The organism is Pedobacter steynii (assembly GCF_900103665.1).
Taxonomy (GTDB): domain Bacteria; phylum Bacteroidota; class Bacteroidia; order Sphingobacteriales; family Sphingobacteriaceae; genus Pedobacter; species Pedobacter steynii.
The window spans coordinates 495672-520147 of sequence record NZ_FNGY01000005.1 but is presented as its reverse complement, the minus strand read 5'-3'; the positions used below and the strand labels follow the sequence as shown (position 1 = coordinate 520147).

Here is a 24476-nt window from a genome sequence, read left to right as displayed (position 1 = left end):
ATACCATTGTCTCAGAGCGTTGCCGGAGTAATCTGGCAACGCTTTACAAAATCACCGATCCCTTTTGACATGACTTTACGACATTATCTCTATTCATGTGCCTTATTGCTGTTGTTATCTTGTGCGAAGAAGGACACACCCATTCCCGTTGAGCCCATAAAACCGCCAGCAGGTTCATTTACCTTTACAGCGTTAAAAGTAAATGAGCTTTTTAGTGGCTACAGCTATTACGGCTTAAATGCCAGTCCGGTATTTAAGATTTCCTTCTCCGGTCCTGTTGATAAAATTTCCGTAGCAAGTGCCATTCTGATGAAAGATAAAGATGGAAATGCCGTCAAAACAGAAATCACGTACGAGAACAATGATCAGACACTGATCATCAAGCCCCTCAGCCCTCTAAAATCCATCAGCAAATATTTCCTTGACATACAAACGAATTTAAAAGCAGGAACAGGAGCAAATTTAAACAGCGCCATCACCGTAAATTTCACAACCCAGGTTGATCCCGCGGATAAATTCCCTTTAATCAGCGACGACGAACTCCTGACCCTGGCTCAAAAACAAACCTTTAAATATTTCTGGGATTTTGCCCACCCAAACAGCGGGCTTTCCAGAGAAAGAAATACGTCGGGTAACCTCGTGACTTCAGGAGGATCCGGCTTTGGCATTATGGCGTTAATCACTGGTGTCCACAGGAGTTTCATCAGCCGCAGCGAAGGACTTGGCAGAATGCAAAAAATCGTCGCTTTTCTAAAAGATAAAGCACAACGTTTTCATGGCGCTTATCCACATTGGCTGGATGGAAATACAGGGACAGTAATACCATTCAGTCCAAAAGACAATGGAGCAGACCTGGTAGAAACTTCATTCCTAATGCAAGGCATGCTCAGTGCCAGGCAATTTTTCAATAACCCTGACCCTATAGAAACTCAATTAAGAAAAGACATTAGCACCATCTACAATGAAGTAGAATGGGATTGGTTCAGAAAGAACAATTCAAACACCCTCTACTGGCATTGGAGTCCAACCTTGGGTTGGGATATGAATATGCCCATCAGAGGATGGAATGAAGCCTTGATTACCTATGTACTGGCCGCTTCCTCTACCACACATGGCATCCCAAGAAATGTTTATGACAACGGATGGGCAAATAACGGAAGTATGAAAAATGGAGGTAACTTTTACAATGTACAATTACCACTGGGACCGGTTAATGGGGGCCCATTATTCTTCTCACATTATTCCTTCCTCGGAATCAATCCTATAGGCCTTAAAGATACTTATGCAGATTATGAAGCCCAAACAAAAGCGCATAGCCTGATCCAATACAATTATGCCAAAGCGAACCCGAAGAACTTCTATGGTTACGGAGAAAGCTGCTGGGGTCTCACTGCAAGTGACGACATCAACGGATATCTGGCTCATGAACCTAACAACGACAATGGTGTCATCTCTCCTACTGCTGCCCTTTCCTCCTTTCCTTATACTCCGGTAGAATCCATGCAGGCTTTAAAATATTTTTACTATAAACTTGGCGATAAAATCTGGTCGGACTATGGCTTCACAGATGCGTTTTCCTTGCATGATGCCTGGTTCGCAAGCTCCACATTGGCCATTGATCAGGGCCCCATTATCATTATGATTGAAAACCACCGAAGCAAATTGTTATGGAACTTATTTATGAGCGCTCCTGAAGTAAAATCAGGAATGCAAAAACTCGGCTTTACCAGCCCTAATTTATAAAAACGACTTAAAATGAAAAGACACTTACGCCATACCTGTTTAATGCTCATCGTTATTTGCTCATTTAAGCAGGTCAGCGCACAAAAGAAAAATCCGGAAGGTATCAAACCAGAGCTAAAAATACAAAAGAATTTAACCGACAACCAGTTATTGGATCTCGTACAAAAACAAACCTTCCGTTATTTCTGGGACTTTGCACATCCGGTAAGCGGAATGGCGCGTGAGCGCAGCAATGTGGCCTTTGAATACGGAAATGAAGTCGTAACCACCGGAGGAACCGGTTTTGGCATCATGGCCACCATTGTGGCTTCAGAACGTAAATTTATTACCCGGGAACAGGCAGCAGCCAGAACAAAAAAGATCGTAGACTTCCTTTGGAAAGCCGATATGTTTCATGGCGCATTCCCACATTGGCTAAATGGCGAAACCGGAAAAACCATCCGCTTCAGTCCTAAAGACGATGGTGCCGATATCGTAGAAACTTCTTTTCTCTTTCAGGGATTGCTAACAGCGCGTCAATACTATACCGTCGACAATGCCACCGAAAGAGACATCAGAAATAAAATATTATGGATGTGGGAAGGCATCGAATGGAATTGGTTCACTCAAAACCAGAATGTGCTTTACTGGCACTGGAGCCCGAACAATGGCTGGAGCATGAACCACCAGATCAAGGGATACAACGAATGCCTGATGACCTATGTCCTTGCTGCATCTGCACCTAAATACGCCATTGATAAAAAAGTATACGACGAAGGATGGGCCATGAGCAATACCTTCTTCAACGGCAAAAAATTCAATAACATCACGCTTCCCTTAGGTTTTGATGGAGGTGGCCCATTGTTCTTCTCTCATTATTCTTATCTCGGACTAGATCCAAGAGGATTAAAAGATAAATACGCAGACTATTGGGAACAAAATAAAAATCATACCCTGATCAACAGGGCTTATTGCATCGAAAATCCTAAAAACTACAAAGGATATAGTGCAAAAAGCTGGGGTTTAACGGCTAGCGATAGCTGGCAGGGTTATGCGGCTCATTCTCCTGCGGAAGATTTGGGGGTCATCACACCTACCGCAGCTTTATCCGCATTTCCTTACACACCGGAATATTCCATGCAGGCTTTAAGACATTTTTACGAAGACATGGGTGATCAGCTCTGGACAGAATATGGCTTTGCTGATGCTTTTAGCGAACAGCACAATTGGGTGGCCAAATCTCACCTCGCCATTGATCAGGGACCGATCATTGTCATGATTGAAAACTACCGGACCGGCTTATTGTGGAAATTATTCATGAGCAGCCCGGACGTACAAAAGGGATTAACAAAACTAGGCTTTAGCACGCCTGCAATTAAGTAATTTATAGAATCGGGGGATTCAATTTATAAATGTTTAGCCATATCATATCCATTAAACTTTAAATCTAAAATTATGAAAAGAACCCTCACCGCTTTAACAGCTCTCTTATTAACCGTTGTACTCTTAAGTCCATCCAATAACTCTTTTGCAAAAAGCAATAAAAACACCCCTTTAAAAACAACTATAAATTCAGAAACAAAGGTTAAGAAAATACAGGCACAAATTCCATTGATGGCTACGAACAGTACCATCGACGGCGTTTATGTACAATTATGGAACACAACCTCCGGAGGTTATGTTTCTTATTATCTTCCGCCAAATACCAACAACCCAATCGCGCTGGGGTATCTGCCGGCAAACAATGACATCTATAATGTCAGCTTATCTTCTACCGGAGGGGCGCACGACATGTGGATCTATTGGGAACACAAAACCAAGGTCACCGGACTGGTTGCGAACGGAATGGCACTTGCATGTCCAAGCTGTGCGCAAATAAAAATCTTCAACTAAAATGGTACTGGCTAAACATTTAACTCATTGATAATGTCTAATAGAAAACACTTAACGATTTTCATATTTTGCTTCCTGCAAAGCATCGTGGCATTTGCACAGCAAAAACAATTCACCTATTGTAATCCGGTTAACCTGGATTATGGATATACCCCTATCCCAAATTTTGCCACTCAGGGAAAACACAGGGCCACGGCTGATCCGGTAATTGTCAATTATAAAGGCGATTACTATTTGTTTTCCACTAACCAATGGGGCTATTGGTGGAGCCCGGACCTGAACAACTGGACTTTTGTCTCCAAATCATTTTTAAGACCGGAACACAAAGTATACGACGATTTATGTGCCCCTTCTGTGTGGATACAAGGTGATACCATGCTTGTTTTCGGTTCCACCTATTCCCGCAACTTTCCCATCTGGATGAGCACCAACCCTAAGGGCAATGATTGGAAAGAGGTAGTTCATGAATTTGAAATTGGCGGATGGGATCCTGCACATTTTGTAGATGACGACGGAAAACTATATATGTACAATGGCAGCAGTAATGTCTATCCGCTCTATGGTGTAGAACTCAATAGAAAAACTTTCCAGCCCATAGGAACAAGAAAAGAACTGCTACTCCTGAATCCGGACCGCTATGGCTGGCAACGCTTCGGAGAAAATCTGGACAATACTTTTCTCGATCCTTTTATGGAAGGTGCCTGGATGACCAAACACAATGGCAAATATTACCTTCAATACGGTGCGCCTGCCACTGAATTCAGCGGTTATGCCGATGGCGTAGCAATTGGAAAAACACCACTCGGACCATTCGAACATCAGTCGCTCCCCTTCTCTTATAAACCCGGGGGCTTTGCCCGTGGTGCCGGACATGGGGCTACTTTCCAGGACAACTGGAAAAATTACTGGCATGTTTCAACGATGGTACTGGGCATTAAAAACAATTTTGAAAGACGTATTGGCATCTGGCCGGCAGGCTTCGATAAAGACGATGTGATGTATATGGATGCTGCTTTTGGAGATTATCCTCATTACCTTCCTAATAAAGCCACAAATCATTTAAAAAGCGGCTTCACCGGATGGATGTTACTCAACTACAATAAACCCGTAAGTGTGTCTTCCACTTCGGGAAATTATAATGCCAATAATGCAGTCGACGAAAGCATCAGAACCTATTGGAGTGCCGCTTCTGATCAAAGAGGAGAATGGATCCAGTCTGACCTCGGTACCCTTTCTACTGTCAATGCGGTACAAATTAATTATGCGGATCAGGATGCTGCCTTTTTAGGGAAACAACAAAGCACATACCATCAGTATAAACTCTGGTATTCTGTGGATGGACGCAGCTGGAAAATCCTGGCAGATAAAAGCAAGAATAAAAAAGATGTGCCACATGATTATGTCGAACTGGAAAAACCCATCAAAGCCAGGTTCATCAAACTGGAAAACATCCACATGCCAACCGGAAAATTTGCCATCAGCGGACTCAGGGTCTTCGGAAACAGCAACCTCTCCAAACCGGAAATGGTTAAAGATTTTATCATCCTGAGAACGGAAAAAGACAAACGCAGCGCATGGATCAGATGGCAAATGTCAAACGATGCCTATGCCTACAACATCTATCTGGGAACAGACCCGGACAAATTATACAACTGCATTATGGTTCACAATGCAAACGAATATTGGTTTAAAGGAATGGATAAGGAAAAAACTTATTATTTCAGTATCGAGGCCATTAATGAAAGTGGCCTTTCCGAAAGAACAAAAGTGCAGGCGATTAACTAAACAAAAAATGAAGCGATTTTATTATTTCCTGGTTTTATTGAGCATTAGCTGCGGAACAACACTAGCTCAGGAAAAACCAGCCTTCTGGAAAGAAATCCAGGAATTCAAACACAAAGACAGCATTACTATCCCTCAAAAAAATGGGATCCTGTTTGTAGGTAGTTCTTCATTTGAGAAATGGAAAGGCCTGGAAACAGTCTTTAAAGATTACCATGCCATCAACAGAGGTTTCGGTGGTTCTACCCTGACCCAGGCCAACTATTATGTGGCCGACCTGGTGTATCCTTATCAGCCCCGCCAAGTGGTAATCTATAGCGGAGAGAATGACATTGCCGTAGACGGTGTCAGTGCATTGGAAACCCTAAACAGATTTTCCAGCTTCTTTACCAGCATCAGAAATAAATTTCCAGATGTTCCGGTGTTGTATCTCTCCATAAAAAACAGCCCTTCCAGAACTAAATTTTCCGCAACAAACACGCATACCAATACCCTGATTAAGGAATACCTAAGTCATTATAAAAATGCCCAGTTCCTGGATGTAAACAGCAAAATGTTAAAAAACAATGCAGTCCGCCCAGAGCTTTTTCTGGAAGATATGCTCCACATGAACCAGGAAGGTTATGCCATCTGGATCAAAGCCATAACCCCTCACCTGATTAAATAACGAACACACATAAAAACAACATATAATGAGAAAAGCGACTTACTTATTTTTTCTGGCCGCCCTTTTTAGTCTGAGCTCCGGCTTTGCACAACAAAAGAAAGCGGTAACAGCGGCCGATCAAAAGATGAATACCTTTATTAAAAACCTCCTGTCAAAAATGACGCTGGAGGAAAAAATCGGACAGCTCAACCTGCTGACTGGCGGAGAAGCAACCACTGGCTCTGTAGTGAGTACAGGCGTAGAAAGCAAAATAAAAAACGGACAGGTAGGAGGAATTTTCTCCCTGACCACCCCTGCCAGAATCCGTAAAGCACAGGAAATCGCGGTGAATCAGACCCGTTTAAAAATCCCGATCATCTTTGGTCAGGATGTGATTCATGGCTATAAAACTACTTTCCCGATTCCTTTGGCCTTGTCCTGCACCTGGGATATGGCACTCATCGAGAAAACAGCCAGAATTGCTGCTATTGAAGCAACTGCTGATGGTTTAAACTGGACCTTCTCCCCTATGGTAGACATTTCCAGAGATCCACGTTGGGGCAGGATTTCTGAAGGATCAGGAGAAGATACTTACCTCGGTTCAGAAATCGCGAAAGCAATGGTTAAAGGATATCAGGGCGATGATTTGTCTAAATACAATACCATGATGGCTTGCGTAAAACACTTCGCCTTATATGGTGCTGCCGAGTCGGGAAGAGATTACAATACTACGGATATGAGTCTCCACAGAATGTATAATGAATATTTACCTCCTTATAAAGCAGCAGTTGATGCAGGAGCAGGAAGTGTGATGACCTCTTTCAACGACATCAACGGGGTTCCTGCTACCGCCAACAAATGGTTAATGACCGACTTATTGCGTAAGCAATGGGGATTTGACGGATTTGTAGTTACCGATTATACCGCTGTAAATGAGTTGATCGATCATGGATTAGGCGACTTACAGGCCGTTTCTGCCCTTTCCATCAATGCAGGAGTAGAAATGGACATGGTAGGTGAAGGATTCTTAACCACCCTGAAAAAATCAGTTCAGGAAGGAAAAGTTAAGGAACAACAAATCACCAATGCCTGCAGACTGGTACTGGAAGCGAAATACAAACTGGGTTTATTTGAAGACCCTTTCCGTTACTGCAGTGAAGAACGTGCTAAGAATGAAATCCTGACTCCGGAACACCTGAAAGCAGCCCGTGAAACGGCTGCTCAAAGTTTTGTATTGTTAAAAAATCAGGGACAAATCCTGCCACTTAAGAAAGCTGGTACTGTAGCCCTGATTGGTCCATTGGCAAATACCGGAAGCAACATGCCGGGAACATGGAGCGTAAACAGTGATTTAAAAAACACCATTTCTCTTTTGGAAGGACTAAAAGCCAATGCAGGCACCGATCTTAAAATCCTGCACAGCATGGGTGCCAATTTATTAACAGACCCTGAATATCAGAAAAGAGCCACGATGTTTGGTCGTGATATTCCGAGAGATAACCGCAGCGAAGAAGAAATGATCAATGAAGCAGTCGCAACTGCTCAAAAATCTGATGTCGTTGTTGCCGCGCTTGGCGAGAGTTCTGAGATGAGTGGAGAAAGCTCCAGCCGTACCAACCTTGACATTCCTGAGCCTCAAAAAAGATTATTGCAAGCCCTGCTAAAAACTGGAAAACCGGTAGTGCTGGTATTGTTCACCGGAAGACCATTAACACTGAAATGGGAGGATGAAAATGTTCCTGCCATCTTAAATGTCTGGTTTGGCGGTACAGAAGCAGCAAATGCCATTTCGGACGTTTTGTTTGGAAAAGTAAACCCATCCGGAAAACTAACCGCTACTTTCCCGCAAAATGTGGGTCAGATTCCACTTTATTATAGCCAAAAAAGCACTGGTCGTCCTTTAGAAGAAGGGAAATGGTTCTCGAAATTCCGCTCCAATTACCTGGATGTGAGCAATGAGCCTTTATATCCTTTCGGATATGGCCTGAGCTACAGTACTTTCGACTACAGCAATCTTAAACTGAGCAAGACTAAGTTTAAAGCTGGCGAAACCATTACCGCAACCATCACCGTTAAAAACACAGGTACAGTAGAGGGTAAAGAAGTCGTTCAAATGTACATCAGAGACCTGGCAGGTAGCATTACCCGCCCGGTTAAAGAATTAAAAGGTTTTCAAAAGATCAATTTAAAGTCCGGAGAAAGCAAAAACATCAGTTTCAAAATCTCTGTAGAGGACCTGAAATTCTATAATGCAGATTTGAAATTTGTTGCCGAGCCTGGTGATTTTAAAATATTCGTGGGAACAAACTCCAGAGATAATTCGGAAGCTTCCTTCCAGCTGACGCTTTAGTTCTTTCTACTCCATATAAACCCTGGCCGCAGAAATGCCGTCAGGGTTTATTTTTTTTAAATGATTCTTAAATTGTTTAATTTTGGGAAATGAACCGCCCTACAATAATTATTTCGATGTTACTGCTCATCTGTGGCATGGGTACTAAAGCCCAGGATTTGAAAAAATTTGATAAAGGAAGCTTTATTAAAGGAAAAGACAGCATTTACTACCGCATCTTGTTTCCTCAGAATTTTGATGCTACCAAACAATACCCCATCCTGTTCTTTTTACATGGAAGCGGAGAAAGAGGCAATGACAATCAGAAGCAATTGACACATGGTGCAAAACTATTCCTTAAAGAGGACGTCCGTAAACAGTTCCCTGCCATTATCGTTTTTCCACAATGTGCAGAAAATAGCTTTTGGGCAAACGTAGAATTCGGTACAGATCCACAAGGCAAACGTTCCTTTAATTTTCAAAAAAGAGGAAAGCCAACCAAGGCCATGCATGCCTTATTGGGCATGATTGATAACTTCCTGGATAAACCTTTTGTAGACCAAAAGCGCGTATATATTGCGGGTTTATCAATGGGTGCAATGGGAACTTATGAGTTATTGAGACGAAAAAAGAAACTTTTTGCAGCAGCTTTTGCCATCTGCGGAGGTGATAACGTAGCAAATGTTCAGAAATACAAAGATGTTCCCCTCTGGATCTTTCATGGGGAGAAAGATGATGTGGTACCGGTAGTTCATTCTACCATCATTGCGGATCAGCTTAAGGTTTTAGGGAAGGTACCGAAGCTTACTTTGTATCCTAATGCCAATCACAACAGTTGGGACACTGCATTTGCAGATCCCAAACTATTGCCCTGGTTATTTTCTAATCAGAACCAGCGTTAGCTAGTCTGCCATATTGTGATAAACAGCCTGAACATCATCGTCCTCTTCCAGTTTATCAATTAATTTAAATACATCTACTGCCTGCTCTTCTGTAATAGGAGTAGTAGACTGAGAGATGCGCTCTAATTTTGCACTTTTCATTTCCAGACCTGTATCTTCTAAAGCCTTCTGCATTTTTCCGAAGTCTTCAAAAGCAGTTTGTACTACTGCAATGTCGTTTCCTTCTTCATCTGCTTCCAGGTACAATTCTTCTAAACCGGCATCAATCAATTCAAATTCCAGTTCTTCCAGGTCTTTTTCTCCAGGTAAGAAACGAAAGATAGATTTGCGGCTGAAAATAAAATCCAGAGATCCTGTTTTACCTAAAGTACCACCTGTTTTATTGAAGTAACTGCGCACATTCGCCACAGTTCTGTTGGTATTATCTGTAGCTGTTTCGATCAGAATGGCTACACCATGTTGTGCATAACCTTCGTAAACAAACTCTTCATAACCGTTTTCATCCTTATTCGATGCTCTTTTAATGGCAGCATCCACCCTATCCTTAGGCATATTTACTGCCTTCGAATTCTGGATCGCGGTACGTAAGCGGGAGTTTGTATCTGGTGAAGGACCACCATCTTTAACGGCCATTACAATCTCTTTACCTATCCTGGTAAATTGAACCGCCATTTTAGCCCAACGCTTAAATTTTCGCTCTTTTCTAAATTCAAATGCTCTTCCCATTGTATATTTTATTTAAGGATCCCCCTTATTAATGATTACTCTGTAAGTTTTTCAACATATCTACCGTCATTTTCGACAAGTCAAACTCCGGTTTCCACCCCCAGTCTTTCTGAGCAAAGCTGTCGTCGATAGAACGCGGCCAGCTGTTCGCGATCGCCTGACGTGGATCATTGTCTTTGTAAGTTAAGGTAAAATCCGGAATATGTTTCCTGATTTCGGCTGCTAAAACCTCCGGTGTAAAACTTACCCCACCAAAATTATAACTGGAACGGATAGATATTTTACTCGATTCTGCATCCATTAACTGGATTGTTCCACGGATGGCATCGTCCATATACATCATTGGCAATTCCGTTTCCGCATTTAAGAACGAAGCATAACTTCCTTTGGTTAAGGCATCATGGAAAATATGAATGGCGTAATCTGTTGTTCCTCCACCCGGAGCAGCTTTCCAGCTGATCAATCCAGGATAACGGATACTGCGGACATCCAGGCCAAATTTCTGGTTATAATATTCACACCAGCGTTCGCCAGCCAGTTTACTGATTCCATACACCGTATTCGGATCCATCACACAATACTGAGGTGTTGCATCTTTAGGCGAGTTTGGCCCAAATACTGCAATTGAACTTGGCCAGTATACCTTAGCCGTTTTATAAGTGATGGCCAGATCTAAAATATTAAGCAAACCATTCATGTTCAGGTCCCAGGCCAGTTTAGGATTCTGTTCCCCTGTGGCCGACAACAATGCCGCCAGCAAATAAACCTGTGTAGGCTTATACTTCTGAAAAATGTTGTTCAGAATGTCTTTTTCAAGCACGTTCACAAACTCAAATGGTCCTGAGTTCTTGATGTCATAATCAGGTCTGCGAATGTCACAGGCCACTACATTACTCTCACCATAGCTCTTACGTAAGGCGGTTACAAGTTCAGTGCCGATCTGACCGTTAGAGCCCAATACTAATATTTTCTCAATCATGAATTATTTGGATTTTGACAAAGTTAAAAAAACGTAACAAACCTATATAAAATGTTTATGATTTATCATGCATCTCCCTGATAATTCCTTTCTCCCTCCCTTCGATCCCTCCAAAGAATTGCACAGGAAATTGATTAAGTAACAAAAACATTATATATTTATAAATACTGTGTATTTATAACACTAACTGTTAATTTTTGCTTATTATTACAAAACAAAACACACTTATAACCACATATAAACACCTAAACCGCCTAATATGGACAGAAGAGAAGCAGTGAAGAGTGTTGCCTTTTTAATGGGGGCAGCATTATCCGCAACTACGATCGGAGTATTTTTAGAGAGTTGCAATTCACCATCCACATCAACTGCCGGTAGTTTATTTTCCGCAGATCAGGAAAAACTAATTACCGAAGTAGCAGACATCATTATCCCAACCACAAGCACACCTGGGGCTAAAGAAGCTGGAGTAGGACCATTTATCGCCATGATGGTCAAAGATTGCTACCCTTCAGATGCTCAAAAAGCATTCACCAAGGGTCTTGAAGATCTGGAAAAACAATCAAAAGACACCTTTAAAAAATCATTCCTTGAAATTTCTGTAGCACAGCGTCAGGAACTTTTAAACAAAGTTCGTGAAGCAACCATTGCAGCAAGCAAGGTGGAAAAAGATGCATTAGAGAAACAACAGGAAAATGTTGTTCAGAAAAAGTCTGAAAAAGAAGCTCCCGGGAATGCAATGACCCCTAAGGACAAGCCTAAAACGGCTCCTCAGTTCTTTGCAATCATCAGGGATTTAACCTTATTGGGTTATTTCACCTCAGAGATCGGTGCTACCAAGGCCTTGGCCTATGTAGAAATCCCTGGCCGTTATGACGGCTGTGTGGACTTAAAACCAGGTCAAAAAGTTTGGGCATAAATCTTTTATAAAATTAGACAATGAGCAATTTAAATACAAAGGCAACGGCGCAGAATACTTATGATGCGATCGTTGTAGGATCAGGAATCAGTGGCGGCTGGGCTGCAAAAGAATTGACAGAAAAAGGTTTGAAAGTTTTACTTCTGGAAAGAGGAAGAAACGTTGAACACATAAAAGACTATACCACGGCCATGAAAAAGCCTTGGGAATTCGAACACCGCGGAAGGTTAACAGAAGCGCAAAAGGATACCCATCCGGTTCAGATCAGAGATTATCCTTATCAGGAATACAATGAAAGCTTCTGGGTAAATGACCACGACTGTCCTTATACAGAAGTGAAACGTTTTGACTGGTACCGTGGTTTCCATGTAGGTGGTAAATCATTGATGTGGGGCCGTCAGAGTTACCGCTTGAGTGACCTGAATTTTGAAGACAATGCAAAAGACGGACACGGTGTAGACTGGCCGATCAGATATAAAGACATTGCCCCATGGTACGATTATGTAGAGAAATTTGCAGGAATCAGCGGGCAGGCAGAAAACTATCCTCACTTCCCTGACGGACAGTTCCTTCCACCAATGGAGATGAACTGTGTGGAAAAAGATGTGAAGAAAAGAATTGAAGACAAATGGAAAAAGTCCAGAATCATGACCATCGGCCGTACGGCAAATTTAACGGTGGAACATGGCGGAAGGGGTAAATGCCAATACCGTAACCTGTGTAGCAGGGGATGTCCTTTTGGCGCTTATTTCAGCACCCAGTCTTCTACCCTTCCGGCAGCAGTGGCGACAGGTAATTTAACCCTTCGTCCTTTCTCCCTGGTAAATACCATCATCTACGATAAAGAAACACAAAAAGCAAAAGGAGTAGTCGTGATCGATTCCGAAACTAAGGAAACGATTGAGTATTATGCCAAAATTGTATTCGTTAACGGATCAACTTTAGGCTCTACTTTCTTATTGCTAAACTCTACTTCAGACATCTTCCCTAATGGATTAGGTAATGGAAGCGGCGAATTGGGACATAACCTGATGGACCACCATTTCCGTTGCGGTGCTTCAGGAAGAGCAGAAGGTTTTGACGATAAATACACCTTCGGAAGAAGGGCAAACGGAATCTATATTCCGAGATACAGAAACATTGGCAACGACAAACGTGATTATGTAAGGGGCTTTGGATACCAGGGTGGTGCAGGTCGCGGAAACTGGCATGCGGATGTAGCAGAACTTGCTTTTGGGGGTGATTTCAAAGACCAGATGACCGTTCCGGGTGCATGGAACATGGGCTTGGGTGGTTTCGGAGAATCTCTTCCATATCATGAAAACCGCGTTTACATTGATAAAAGCAAAAAAGACAAATGGGGACAACCAGTTCTGGCAATTGATTGTGAATTCAAAGACAACGAGCAAAAAATGCGCGTAGACATGATGAACGATGCTGCCGAAATGCTGGAAGCCGCAGGAATCAAAGACGTACATACTTATGATAACGGTTCTACTCCGGGAATGGCCATCCATGAAATGGGTACCGCCCGTATGGGACATGATCCTAAAACTTCTGTGTTGAATAAATTCAACCAGATGCATGAAGTGAAAAACGTATTCGTAACAGACGGTTCATGTATGCCTTCTGCAGCTTGTCAGAATCCATCATTAACCTATATGGCGCTGACCGCAAGAGCATGTGATTTTGCAGTTAATGAACTTAAAAAAGGAAATCTTTAAAACTAAACCTGCATGCTTGTAAAACTGGCATGCAGGTTTTATATTTAAGCCCCCGCTAAGTCGGTTTAGGTATATTAAAAACAATAAAAAAAATATTCTGATGAACAACAGAAAGATGAGAATGGGTATGATCGGTGGAGGTAAAGACGCATTTATCGGCGCCGTTCACCGCATTGCAGCAAACATAGATGGTCAGGTTGAGTTTTGCTGTGGAGCTTTAAGTGTAAATCCTGAAGTAGGCAGACAATCCGGAAAGGAACTTTTCCTGGATGATGACAGAATCTATGAGAATTACCAGGAGATGATCGAAAAAGAAAGTCAGCTGCCCGCAGATAAACGCATAGACTTCGTCACCATCGTGACCCCTAATTTCGCTCACTTTGCGCCTGCAATGATGGCGCTTGACCATGGCTTTAATGTCGTAATCGAGAAACCTATTGCCTTGTCCCTGGAAGAGGCAAAACAACTGCAGCAAAAAGTTGAAGAAACAGGACTGGTCCTTTGTCTTACCCATACCTATTCAGGTTATCCAATGGTAAAACAAGCCAGGGAAATGGTGAAAGAAGGAAAAATCGGAGCCATTAGAAAAATAATGGTCGAATATCCACAGGGATGGCTGAGTACGTTGACTGAAAGAGAAGGCAACGCAGGTGCCGCCTGGCGTACAGACCCAAAGAAAAGCGGTAAAAGTGGTTGTATGGGAGATATCGGTACACATGCTGCCCAACTGGCAGAATACATCTCCGGATTAAAGATCACCAAACTTTGTGCAGATTTAAATATCGTAGTTCCTGGTCGTGGATTAGACGACGATGGCAACGTATTGTTGAAGTTCGACAATGGCGCCAACGGTGTTCTGATTGCTTCGCAGATTGCTGCCGGAGAAGAAAATGCACTAAAAATCAAAATTTACGGAGAAAAAGGAGGCCTGGAATGGCACCAGATGGAACCGAATACCTTAATCGTAAAATGGCTGGATCAGCCGGCACAAATCTATCGTGCTGGACAGGCTTACCTGTCTGACATTGCCAAACACAATACCCGTGTTCCGGGAGGACATCCGGAAGGTTACCTGGAAGCTTTTGCAAATATTTACAGAAACTTTGCGTTAACAATAGGAGCAATCAGTAAAGGTGAAGAACCAACTGCTGCAATGCTCGACTTCCCTAAAGTAGAAGATGGTGTAAGAGGAATGGCATTTATTGAAAATGTAGTGGCTTCCTCAGCCTCTGATCAAAAGTGGTTTGATTTTAACATATAAACATCATGACAACAATTAAAGGACCCGGAGTTTTTATTGCCCAGTTTATTGGAGATGAAGCCCCTTTCAATTCCCTAGATGCCATTTGTGAATGGGCGGCAGGATTAGGTTTTAAAGGCATTCAGATGCCGACACTTGATTCCCGTTTTATCGACCTTCAAAAGGCGGCAGAGAGTAAAACCTATGCGGATGAGTTAAAAGGTAAAGTACAGTCACATGGATTAGAGATTACAGAACTCTCTACCCACCTTCAGGGACAACTGGTTGCGGTAAACCCTGCTTATGATCTCGCTTTTGATGCATTTGCTCCTGATCAATACAAGAACAACCCTGCTGAACGCACCAAATGGGCAGTTCAGCAATTAAAATATGCGGCGAAAGCTTCACAAAACCTGGGACTAAATGCACATGCTACATTTAGTGGTTCCCTGCTTTGGCACATGTTCCACCCCTGGCCACAACGCCCGGAAGGTTTGGTAGACGCTGCCTTTACCGAGCTTGCCAAAAGGTGGACCCCGATTCTGAATGAGTTCGACAACTGTGGTGTGGATGTATGTTATGAGATTCACCCCGGAGAAGATCTCTTCGATGGCATCACTTACGAGATGTTCCTGGAAAAAGTAAACAACCATCCCCGTGCCTGTTTGCTATACGATCCCTCACATTTTATATTACAGCAACTGGACTACATTCAATATATCGATTTCTACCATGAGCGCATCAAAGCTTTCCATGTGAAGGATTCTGAGTTCAACCCTACAGGAAAACAAGGAACTTTTGGTGGATACCAAAGCTGGGCCAACCGTGCAGGAAGATACCGCTCACCAGGCGATGGTCAGGTGGATTTTAAAACCATTTTCAGTAAATTGGCACAATATGATTACCAGGGATGGGCAGTAATGGAATGGGAATGCCCGATTAAAGATGCTCAGGTTGGTGCAAAAGAAGGCGCAGAACTGATCAGCAAAAACATCATTAAAGTAACTGAAAGGGCTTTTGACGATTTTGCCGCTTCCGGTGGAAACGATGATTTCAACAATAAAATTTTAGGTCTATAATATTAATACAACACAAAATGAAACACACACTATTTATCCTTGCCTGCTTTATTCTTGCTTTAGCTTCTTGCGGAAGTCCGGAATCAAATGCAACAAACAACGCCTCAACAACTGAGAGTACACCTGCTGCAAGCACTGCCTCCACAGAAAAACACCCTGGAGAAAGACTGATCGCTACCGCAGATTGTATCGGATGCCACAATAAAGTAACAAAAGTAATTGGCCCAACCTACGAAGAGATCGCAGCCAAATACAGCTTGAATGATGAAACCATTGAATTATTGGCAGGAAAGATCATTGCTGGTGGTAAAGGTGTTTGGGGAGAAGTTCCAATGACGCCACATGCCAGCCTTTCTAAGGATGATGCCAAAGAAATGGTAAGATATATTCTTTCATTGAAAAAATAACCCTGAACCACAGCACCAACCTATAAACCACAGAACCACCTGTAAACCATGGAAGAAACCAACAAGAACCAGGACGCGACGTCGAGACGGAGTTTCCTTAAGACTGCTGCCGTTGCAGCTACTGCATTTATGATCGTTCCCCGTCATGTTTTAGGCGGAAGAGGATTTACCGCACCGAGTGACCGCCTGATTATTGCAGGGATTGGCGCCGGAGGTAAAGGGCAGTCGGACATTGCTAATTTTTACAAAAGCGGTAAAGCCGAAATCGGCTTCCTTTGTGATGTACACGACTCCAGGGCTGCTGCCAGTGTAAAGGCCTTCCCAAAAGCAAAATACTACAGGGATTACCGTGAGCTGTTCGACAAAGAATCCAAGAACTTTGATGCAGTGTCGGTTTCTACTCCGGATCATAGCCATGCCATACAGGCATTAGCGGCGATGCAACTGGGGAAACATGTATACGTTCAAAAACCATTAACCCACGACATTTATGAAGCCCGTGCATTAACCGCAGCAGCTTCAAAATATAAAGTAGTGACGCAAATGGGAAACCAGGGTGCATCTAATGATGGACCAAGGCAGATGAAGGAATGGTATGATGCAGGTTTAATTGGTGATGTACATACCGTATATGCCTGGACAGACAGACCAGTATGGCCTCAGGGCGTACCATGGTCGGCAAACAAAGCACAAGTGCCAAGTGATCTGGACTGGAATTTATGGTTGGGTACTGCCCCTTATAAAGATTATGTAGAAAAACTGGTTCCGTTCAACTGGAGAGGCTGGTGGGATTACGGAACAGGCGCATTGGGAGATATGGGATGCCATTTGTTAGAGGCTCCTTTCAGCATGCTGAACCTGAAATATGCTTCGGAAGTTCAGGCCAGTGTTGGCTCTGTATATGTGGATGAATTCAAAAGGGGCTATTTCCCTGACAGTTGTCCGCCATCAAGCCACGTGACCTTAAAATTTCCGAAAACGAATAAAACCAAAGGTGATGTAGTGGTTCACTGGATGGACGGCGGTATTCAGCCGGAAAGACCTGAAGAACTGGAAGCAAACGAAGTTTTTGGTGATGGTGGAAACGGAACTTTATTTATTGGCACCAAAGGTAAAATGATGGCCAGTACCTATAGTGCAGATCCCCGCCTCTTGCCATTGAGCAAAAACAAGGACATCAGGGTTCCTGAAAGTCTGGCAAGAGTTAAAGGTGGCGCAGACGGACACTATGCACAATGGGTAGAAGCTTGCATTGCCGGATATGGCAAGAAAGAACTTAGTTCTCCTTTTGAGATTGCAGGCCCTTTAACGGAAGCTTTATTGATGGCCAATCTGGCGATCAGAGCAACTGATATCCAATTGAAAAATGATAAAGGCAGGGCAAGTTTCCCTGGCAGAAACATCAAATTACTTTGGGATAATGACAAAATGAGAGTCACCAATTTCGATGCGGTAAATCAATACGTTCAACGCGAATACCGCAAAGGGTGGTAATTCTGATTTCAGTTAAAAGATAAAATTAGGAGCCTTTGATCATTAAAATAATCAAAGGCTCCATTGACAAATAAAAACAAATAGATGAAAAAATATATTTTCTCAGCCATGTTCTTAACTGCGGTCATCGGATCTGCAGCAGCGCAATCTGGCAAAAAAGGATTTACAAAACTATTCGACGGTAAATCTACAACAGGATGGCATACCTATGGCCAGGCGACAGCAGGTAGTAAATGGCAGGTAGAAGATGGCACGCTTCATTTTGTTCCTAAATCAGGAAGAGAAGGTGGTGGAGATCTTGTTACCGATAAGGAATACAGCAATTTCCACCTTAAAATCGACTGGAAAGTTGCCCCAAAAGCAAATAGCGGAATCATTTTCTATATCAATGAAGAAAAGGCTAAATATTCCAATACTTATAGCACAGGTTTAGAGATGCAGGTATTGGACAATGATGGCCATCCGGACGGAAAGATTACCAAACACCGCTCAGGAGACCTTTATGACCTGATTAAAAGCAGTTCAGAGCCGGTAAAACCTGTAGGAGAATGGAACACTGCTGAGATCATCAGCAAAAACGGCAAGCTGGAACTTAAATTAAATGGCGTTAAAATAGTGAGCACCACCCTTTGGGATGATCAGTTTAAAGCTTTAATTGCAGGAAGTAAATTTGCCGGATGGGAAGGTTTTGCAACTTTCAAATCAGGAAAGATTGCCCTTCAGGATCATGGTAATGAGGTCTGGTACCGCAATATTATGATTAAAGAACTATAATTGATAAACAAAACGAGATATAACTAACCAAAAATGAACCTAAACAACCGCATCAAATTGTCATCTATGATGTTCCTGGAATTCTTTATCTGGGGCTCATGGTTTGTGACACTGGGTACCTTCCTTGGAAGTAACCTTAGTGCTAACGGAGGCCAGACAGGATCGGTCTTCTCCACCCAATCCTGGGGAGCAATCATTGCCCCTTTCATCATTGGACTGATCGCTGACCGCTACTTTAATGCAGAGAAAATTCTCGGCGTATTACACCTTGTTGGTGCGCTGCTGATGTATCAGATGTACAATGCCACAGACATCAATGTATTTTATCCATATGTCCTGGGCTATATGATCCTGTTCATGCCAACGCTTGCTTTGGTAAATTCTGTTTCTTTTAACCAGATGAAAGATCCGGAAAAAGAATTCTCAACCATCAGGGTATGGGGAACAATCGGATGGATTGCTGCGGGTTTAATGATCAGCTATATCTTCCACTGGGATCAAAAAGAAAATGTGGCCGAAGGTCTGTTGAAAAACACCTTTTTGATGGCTGGCATAGGTTCACTGGTACTGGGACTTTTCAGTTTTGCTTTGCCAAAAACACCGCCTAAAGTAGCGGCAGGTGAAAAAGTGAAAATATCTGACATTTTAGGACTAGATGCTTTAAAATTGCTGAAAGATAAAAACTTTGCCATTTTCTTTGTTTCTTCTATCCTGATCTGTATTCCTTTGGCTTTCTACTATCAGAATGCCAATCCTTTCCTTACCAATATCGGACTGGAAAACGCTACCGGAAAAATGACCATTGGGCAGGCTTCCGAAGTGCTGTTCCTGTTGCTTCTACCGGTATTCTTTACAAGATTTGGCTTTAAGAAAACCATTTTAGTAGGTATGCTAGCCTGGGCAGTACGTTATGCACTGTTTGCCTATGGAAATGCCAGTGAATTAAGTTTCATGCTCATCCTGGGTATTGCACTTCATGGAATTTGTTATGACTTCTTCTTTGTATCCGGACAGATCTATACCAACTCTGCTGCGGGAGAGAAATATAAAAGTTCAGCCCAGGGTTTGATTACCCTGGCTACCTATGGTGTAGGGATGTTAATTGGGTTTATGGTTGCAGGATGGATCACCGATACCTACAAACTTGCCGATGGTTCCTTCGACTGGAAAATGGTTTGGATCATTCCTTCCGGTATTGCTTTAGTTGTATTTGTATTATTTGCACTCTTCTTTACCGATAAAAAGAAAGTGGAAGCCCAAATCAATTCATAATGAGCGAAGAACTAAGCAGGAGAACTGCACTGAAAAGTATAGTTGCCGGAACTGCCGCATTGGGCGTATCCGCAGCCTTACCCTCCTTTGCATTGGAACCCTATAAATCAACGGCATTGAAAGGAAATGTAAATCACTCTGTTTGCCGATGGTGTTTCGGCGGAATGGAATTAGAGGCTTTATGTATAGAAGCCAAAAAAATAGGATTGAAAGCAATCGACCTGGTAGGCCCTGCAGACTGGCATATCCTGAAGAAACATGGTTTGTATTCTTCGATGTGTAACGGCGCAGAAATCAACCTTGTGGACGGCTGGAATGACCCTAAATTTCACGCTACCCTGATCAAAAACTATTCAGAGATGATCCCTAAGGTTGCTGAAGCCGGATACACACAGCTGATCTGTTTTAGCGGAAATCGTCGTGGGAAAGATGACGAAACCGGATGGAATAACTGCGTGGAAGGGTTAAAACAAGTGATCGGTATTGCCGAGAAACACAATGTAGTATTGGTGATGGAGTTGTTAAACAGCAAAGTTGACCATAAAGATTATCAGTGCGATACCACTGCATGGGGCGCTGAACTGGCCAAAAGACTAGGCTCAGAGAACTTTAAACTGTTGTACGACATTTACCACATGCAGATTGATGAGGGCAATGTGATTGCCAATATCAACAAATACCATCAGTACATTTCACATTACCATACTGCCGGAGTACCCGGAAGAAACGAGATAGACGATACTCAGGAGTTATTTTATCCGGCAATTATTAAAGCCATCCTTGCGACAGGCTTTAAGGGTTACCTCGCACAGGAATTTATTCCGCGATACAAGGATAAGCTCAAATCACTGAGAGATGCAGTAAATATTTGTGACGTATAAATTAAAAGCTATGAATTCAAGAAGAACATTTATAAAAAATGTAGGGATTGCCGCAGCAGGTGCGATTGTACTCCCTTCGTTTGCTTTTGCAGCAGCAAAAGGAAAACCCGTTGGCCTTCAATTGTACACCTTACGTGATGTGATTGGGAAAGATGTTAAAGGAGTAATTGAGAAAGTGGCCAAAGCAGGCTATAAAGAAGTGGAAACCTATGGTTATTCTGCAAAAGGTGGTTACTGGGGATTAGATCCAAAAGCATTCAAAAATCTTCTGAAAGCAAACGGATTAAAAGCGCCCAGCGGGCATTTTGGTTTAGATGCCTTCATTAAAGATGGCAACCAGGACGATTTAAAAATCAATATCGAAGGTGCAAAAGGCATCGGCATGTCTTACCTGACCGTACCGTGGTTAGGCGAAGACCTGAGATCCAGCCTTGATGATTATAAAAAAGTAGCAGCCCGCTTAAACGAAGCTGCTGAAATATGTAAAAAATCAGGATTAACGCTTGCTTACCACAACCATGATTTTGAATTCAAAAAATATGATGGTGGAACCGGATATGAAGTGATGCTTCAGGAAACGGATAAAGACCTCGTGAAGTTTGAAATGGACTTATACTGGGTAGTGAGATCAGGAAATGATCCTGTAGCTTTATTCAACAAATATCCGGGACGTTTCCCTATGTGGCATGTGAAGGACATGGACAAAGCAAAACCTTCCATCAATACGGAAGTAGGTAGCGGAAGCATCGACTTTAAATCTATTTTTAAACATGCCAAGCAGGCAGGGCTGAAACATGCGATCGTAGAGCAGGAAAACTTCTCCATGGATCCTTTTGTCAGCATTAAGAAAAGCTTCGACCATGTAAATCACGATTTGATTTAAGAATAAAGATCTTAAAGTATCAAGGGAAGTGGTTTATAAAGCCACTTCCCTTTTTTGTATCCGGAAATTCACATTTGGACTTTTATTTTACATAAACCGGTAAGGATCACCTGTCAAAAACAAATCAAAATGCAAGTTTTAAGTTCCCGGGGAATAAAAAGCGTAAAAAAATCACCATATTTGAAAAATCTGAGTCTTACTCAGACCATTGAGAATAAAGAACTTATTATAAAAACTGAATACTATATAAATTAATAAAAACGATTAAAAAAACCATTTAAAAAAATGAAAATTGCAGTTGTAGGCGCCACCGGTCTGGTAGGTACCGTAATGTTAAAAGTGTTAGAAGAGCGTAACTTCCCGTTAACCGAGTTAATTCCGGTTGCATCCGAAAAAAGTGTTGGTAAGGAAATCACTTTTAAGGGTAAGAAGTACGCGATTGTAAGCATGGATACTGCAATTTCAATGAGACCTGATATTGCATTATTCTCTGCTGGTGGAAACACCTCTTTAGAGCATGCACCACGTTTCGCTGAGGCAGGCACTACCGTGATTGACAATTCATCTGCATGGCGCATGGACCCTTCGAAGAAGCTTGTTGTTCCTGAAGTAAATGCCCATGAATTATCTATTGATGATAAGATCATTGCAAACCCAAACTGTTCGACCATCCAAATGGTAGTGGCTTTAAAGCCATTACATGATAAATATAAGATCAAACGTGTTGTTGTTTCTACTTACCAGTCTGTAACCGGAACCGGAGTAAAGGCAGTAGAGCAAATGATGAACGAGCGTAAAGGTATCGACGGCCCTATGGCTTATGCTTACCCGATCGACTTAAATGTGATTCCTCAGATTGATGTTTTCGTAGAAAACGGATACACAAAAGAGGAAATGAAAATGATTAATGAGACCCGCAAAATCATGAGTGACGACAGTATTCGCTTAACCGCAACTACGGTACGTATTCCGGTAATGGGTGGTCACTCAGAATCTGTAAACATTGAGTTTGAAAATGATTTTGATCTGGCTGAACTAAGAGCATTGCTCGAGAAAACAGAAGGAATCATTGTAGTAGATGATATTGCCAACCTGAAATACCCAATGCCAAAAGATGCTCATGAAAAAGATGAGGTATTTGTTGGAAGGATCAGACGTGATGAATCTATGCCAAATTCAGTAAACATGTGGATCGTTGCAGACAACCTGCGTAAAGGTGCAGCAACGAATGCAGTTCAGATCGCTGAATTCCTGGTAAAAAAAGGATTGGTTTAATCTTTAAATAAAATTACAAAGTGATGTATGGAAAGCTGGTCAAGGCAATCCGTACATCACTTTTTTCGTTCATATCCAAAGCTATTTCGATGAGTACTGCAAAAAAACTGTTCCTGTTATTCTTTCTGTTGATTCAGCAGTATGTATCCGCCCAAAGCCAAAATCCGGTACAAAAGCTGGAACAGGCCTACAATACCTTGATTGCAGATCCTCAGGCAAAGTATGGGATCGTAGCCTTATGTGTGCTCGATGCAAACACCGGAAAAACCATTTTCGGCAGGAATGAAAATCTCGGACTGGCTACTGCATCAACTTTAAAGACCATTACTTCTGCCACAGCATTCAGCATACTTGGCAAAGATTTTCAATACCAGACTACACTCGCTTATAGTGGAAATATTACTGCAGACGGAACTTTAAAAGGCGACCTGCTGATCATTGGTGGTGGTGATCCTACCCTCGGCTCCTGGAGGTACGAAAGCAGTAAAGAAGCCCGCATACTTGATCAATGGCTAAAATCCATTCAGGCCGCAGGAATAAAGAAAATAGAAGGCAGAATCATTGGTGATGATAGCCTTTGGGGCAGTCAGAGTACGCCTGACGGCTGGATCTGGCAAGACATCGGGAATTATTATGGTGCAGGCCCTTCAGCCCTTAGCTGGCGTGAAAATCAGTTTGACATCCATCTTAAAGCCAGCAGATCAGCAGAAAATGAGGTCTCTGTGCTGAAAGTTGTTCCTGAAATGCCCTACCTTAAAATCGTAAATGAACTGAAAGCTGGTTCTGAAGGAACCGGAGACAATGTTTATGCTTACCTTCCGCCTTACAGCAATACCGCTTACCTGCGTGGCACCTGGGCCCTGGGAATTTCTAAATCCGGTGTTTCCGCAGCCCTGCCTGATCCTGCATTTGATGCGGCTTTCCGTTTACAGGACACCCTGAAAAGAATCGGGATCAGCACACAATCAGGAGTAACTACAGCAAGACTATTGGCGGTTGATCAACAAGCTTTACCCGTTGTTAGTCAGAAGTTGCTCACGATCTCCTCTCCTGCTTTAAGCGAGATGGTCTATTGGTTTAACAAAAAGAGCATCAATCTCTACGGAGAGCACCTGCTCAGGACCATTGCCTGGAAATCCGGGAAACTACCCACCACAAAAAACGGGGCACAGGCCGAGGTCAACTTCTGGGTAGGCAAAGGTCTGGACAAAGGCGCATTGAACATTATGGATGGCAGCGGCCTCTCTCCTGCAACCAGGGTAACCGCAACAGCTATGGCCAGTGTCCTCTTTCAATCACAAAAAGAAGAATGGTTTCCTGACTATTTAAAATCGCTTCCGGAAAACAACGGCATGAAGCTAAAAAGTGGCAGCATCAACGATGTTTCTGCTTATGCGGGATATTATACCGACAAATCCGGCAACAAATACATCATCGTGATTAACATCAATAATTATTCAGGATCAGGCATCAGCAGGAAGTTATTCAAGGTGCTGGATGCGCTTAAATAAGATTATTTGTCTTTTTATTGATAAATTGCGCCCGTTTA

21 protein-coding genes are annotated in these 24476 nt (G+C 42.5%); 19 read left to right on the top strand and 2 right to left on the bottom strand.

Annotated elements, in window-relative coordinates; genetic code table 11:
- Positions 1-6 precede the first annotated feature (6 nt).
- From BLQ87_RS16605 to BLQ87_RS16575, 7 genes are all read left to right on the top strand, one after another.
- The gene (locus tag BLQ87_RS16605; protein ID WP_245723872.1) at positions 7-1743 is read left to right on the top strand and encodes a glucoamylase family protein; all 1737 of its coding nucleotides are present in this window, start codon (positions 7-9) and stop codon (positions 1741-1743) included.
- A 12-nt stretch (positions 1744-1755) separates the two neighbouring features.
- Positions 1756-3105 (top strand): glucoamylase family protein, encoded by a 1350-nt coding sequence (locus tag BLQ87_RS16600; RefSeq protein ID WP_074608823.1) that lies wholly within the window; start codon positions 1756-1758, stop codon positions 3103-3105.
- Positions 3106-3177: 72 nt separating this feature from the next.
- Complete coding sequence (locus BLQ87_RS16595; protein ID WP_074608821.1) at positions 3178-3615, top strand: hypothetical protein; 438 nt, start codon at positions 3178-3180, stop codon at positions 3613-3615.
- Between the two features lie 33 nt (positions 3616-3648).
- Positions 3649-5400 (top strand): family 43 glycosylhydrolase, encoded by a 1752-nt coding sequence (locus tag BLQ87_RS16590; protein ID WP_083361908.1) that lies wholly within the window; start codon positions 3649-3651, stop codon positions 5398-5400.
- 7 nt (positions 5401-5407) lie between these two features.
- On the top strand, positions 5408-6064 hold the full coding sequence (locus BLQ87_RS16585; RefSeq protein WP_074608818.1) for a GDSL-type esterase/lipase family protein: 657 nt from the start codon (positions 5408-5410) through the stop codon (positions 6062-6064).
- Between the two features lie 25 nt (positions 6065-6089).
- Positions 6090-8393, top strand: a complete 2304-nt coding sequence (gene bglX, locus BLQ87_RS16580) for a beta-glucosidase BglX (RefSeq protein WP_074608816.1) — start codon at positions 6090-6092, stop codon at positions 8391-8393.
- A gap of 116 nt (positions 8394-8509) precedes the next feature.
- Entirely contained in the window at positions 8510-9274 is a 765-nt protein-coding gene (locus BLQ87_RS16575) for a carboxylesterase family protein (protein ID WP_245723871.1), read from the top strand.
- Here the strand turns inward: BLQ87_RS16575 and BLQ87_RS16570 are convergent, their stop codons facing one another.
- Together BLQ87_RS16570 and BLQ87_RS16565 are read right to left on the bottom strand one after the other, a co-directional pair.
- The gene (locus BLQ87_RS16570; protein WP_074608811.1) at positions 9275-10000 is read right to left on the bottom strand and encodes a YebC/PmpR family DNA-binding transcriptional regulator; all 726 of its coding nucleotides are present in this window, start codon (positions 9998-10000) and stop codon (positions 9275-9277) included.
- Between the two features lie 28 nt (positions 10001-10028).
- On the bottom strand, positions 10029-10979 hold the full coding sequence (locus BLQ87_RS16565; protein WP_074608809.1) for an NAD-dependent epimerase/dehydratase family protein: 951 nt from the start codon (positions 10977-10979) through the stop codon (positions 10029-10031).
- Between the two features lie 259 nt (positions 10980-11238).
- On the opposite strand from BLQ87_RS16565, the gene BLQ87_RS16560 reads away from it, so the two are divergent.
- From BLQ87_RS16560 to dacB, 12 genes are all read left to right on the top strand, one after another.
- Entirely contained in the window at positions 11239-11898 is a 660-nt protein-coding gene (locus BLQ87_RS16560) for a gluconate 2-dehydrogenase subunit 3 family protein (protein ID WP_074608806.1), read from the top strand.
- Between the two features lie 20 nt (positions 11899-11918).
- Positions 11919-13622, top strand: coding sequence for a GMC oxidoreductase (locus tag BLQ87_RS16555; RefSeq protein ID WP_074608804.1), 1704 nt, complete (start codon positions 11919-11921; stop codon positions 13620-13622).
- A gap of 100 nt (positions 13623-13722) precedes the next feature.
- Positions 13723-14883, top strand: a complete 1161-nt coding sequence (locus BLQ87_RS16550; protein WP_074608800.1) for a Gfo/Idh/MocA family protein — start codon at positions 13723-13725, stop codon at positions 14881-14883.
- 5 nt (positions 14884-14888) lie between these two features.
- Complete coding sequence (locus tag BLQ87_RS16545) at positions 14889-15941, top strand: sugar phosphate isomerase/epimerase family protein (protein WP_074608797.1); 1053 nt, start codon at positions 14889-14891, stop codon at positions 15939-15941.
- Between the two features lie 17 nt (positions 15942-15958).
- Positions 15959-16348, top strand: a complete 390-nt coding sequence (locus BLQ87_RS16540) for a c-type cytochrome (RefSeq protein WP_074608795.1) — start codon at positions 15959-15961, stop codon at positions 16346-16348.
- A gap of 48 nt (positions 16349-16396) precedes the next feature.
- Complete coding sequence (locus BLQ87_RS16535) at positions 16397-17842, top strand: Gfo/Idh/MocA family protein (RefSeq protein WP_074608791.1); 1446 nt, start codon at positions 16397-16399, stop codon at positions 17840-17842.
- Between the two features lie 84 nt (positions 17843-17926).
- Positions 17927-18616 carry a 3-keto-disaccharide hydrolase gene (locus tag BLQ87_RS16530; protein ID WP_074608787.1) on the top strand — a complete coding sequence of 230 codons (690 nt, stop codon included), beginning with the start codon at positions 17927-17929 and terminating at the stop codon, positions 18614-18616.
- A 33-nt stretch (positions 18617-18649) separates the two neighbouring features.
- Positions 18650-19888 carry a nucleoside permease gene (locus BLQ87_RS16525; protein ID WP_074608783.1) on the top strand — a complete coding sequence of 413 codons (1239 nt, stop codon included), beginning with the start codon at positions 18650-18652 and terminating at the stop codon, positions 19886-19888.
- Positions 19888-20769, top strand: a complete 882-nt coding sequence (locus BLQ87_RS16520; protein ID WP_074608782.1) for a hydroxypyruvate isomerase family protein — start codon at positions 19888-19890, stop codon at positions 20767-20769. The genes BLQ87_RS16525 and BLQ87_RS16520 overlap by 1 nt, the downstream gene beginning before the upstream one ends.
- A gap of 10 nt (positions 20770-20779) precedes the next feature.
- Complete coding sequence (locus tag BLQ87_RS16515; RefSeq protein ID WP_074608780.1) at positions 20780-21652, top strand: sugar phosphate isomerase/epimerase family protein; 873 nt, start codon at positions 20780-20782, stop codon at positions 21650-21652.
- A 285-nt stretch (positions 21653-21937) separates the two neighbouring features.
- Entirely contained in the window at positions 21938-22927 is a 990-nt protein-coding gene (locus BLQ87_RS16505) for an aspartate-semialdehyde dehydrogenase (protein ID WP_074608776.1), read from the top strand.
- Between the two features lie 89 nt (positions 22928-23016).
- Entirely contained in the window at positions 23017-24438 is a 1422-nt protein-coding gene (gene dacB, locus BLQ87_RS16500) for a D-alanyl-D-alanine carboxypeptidase/D-alanyl-D-alanine endopeptidase (protein ID WP_074609021.1), read from the top strand.
- Positions 24439-24476 lie beyond the last annotated feature (38 nt).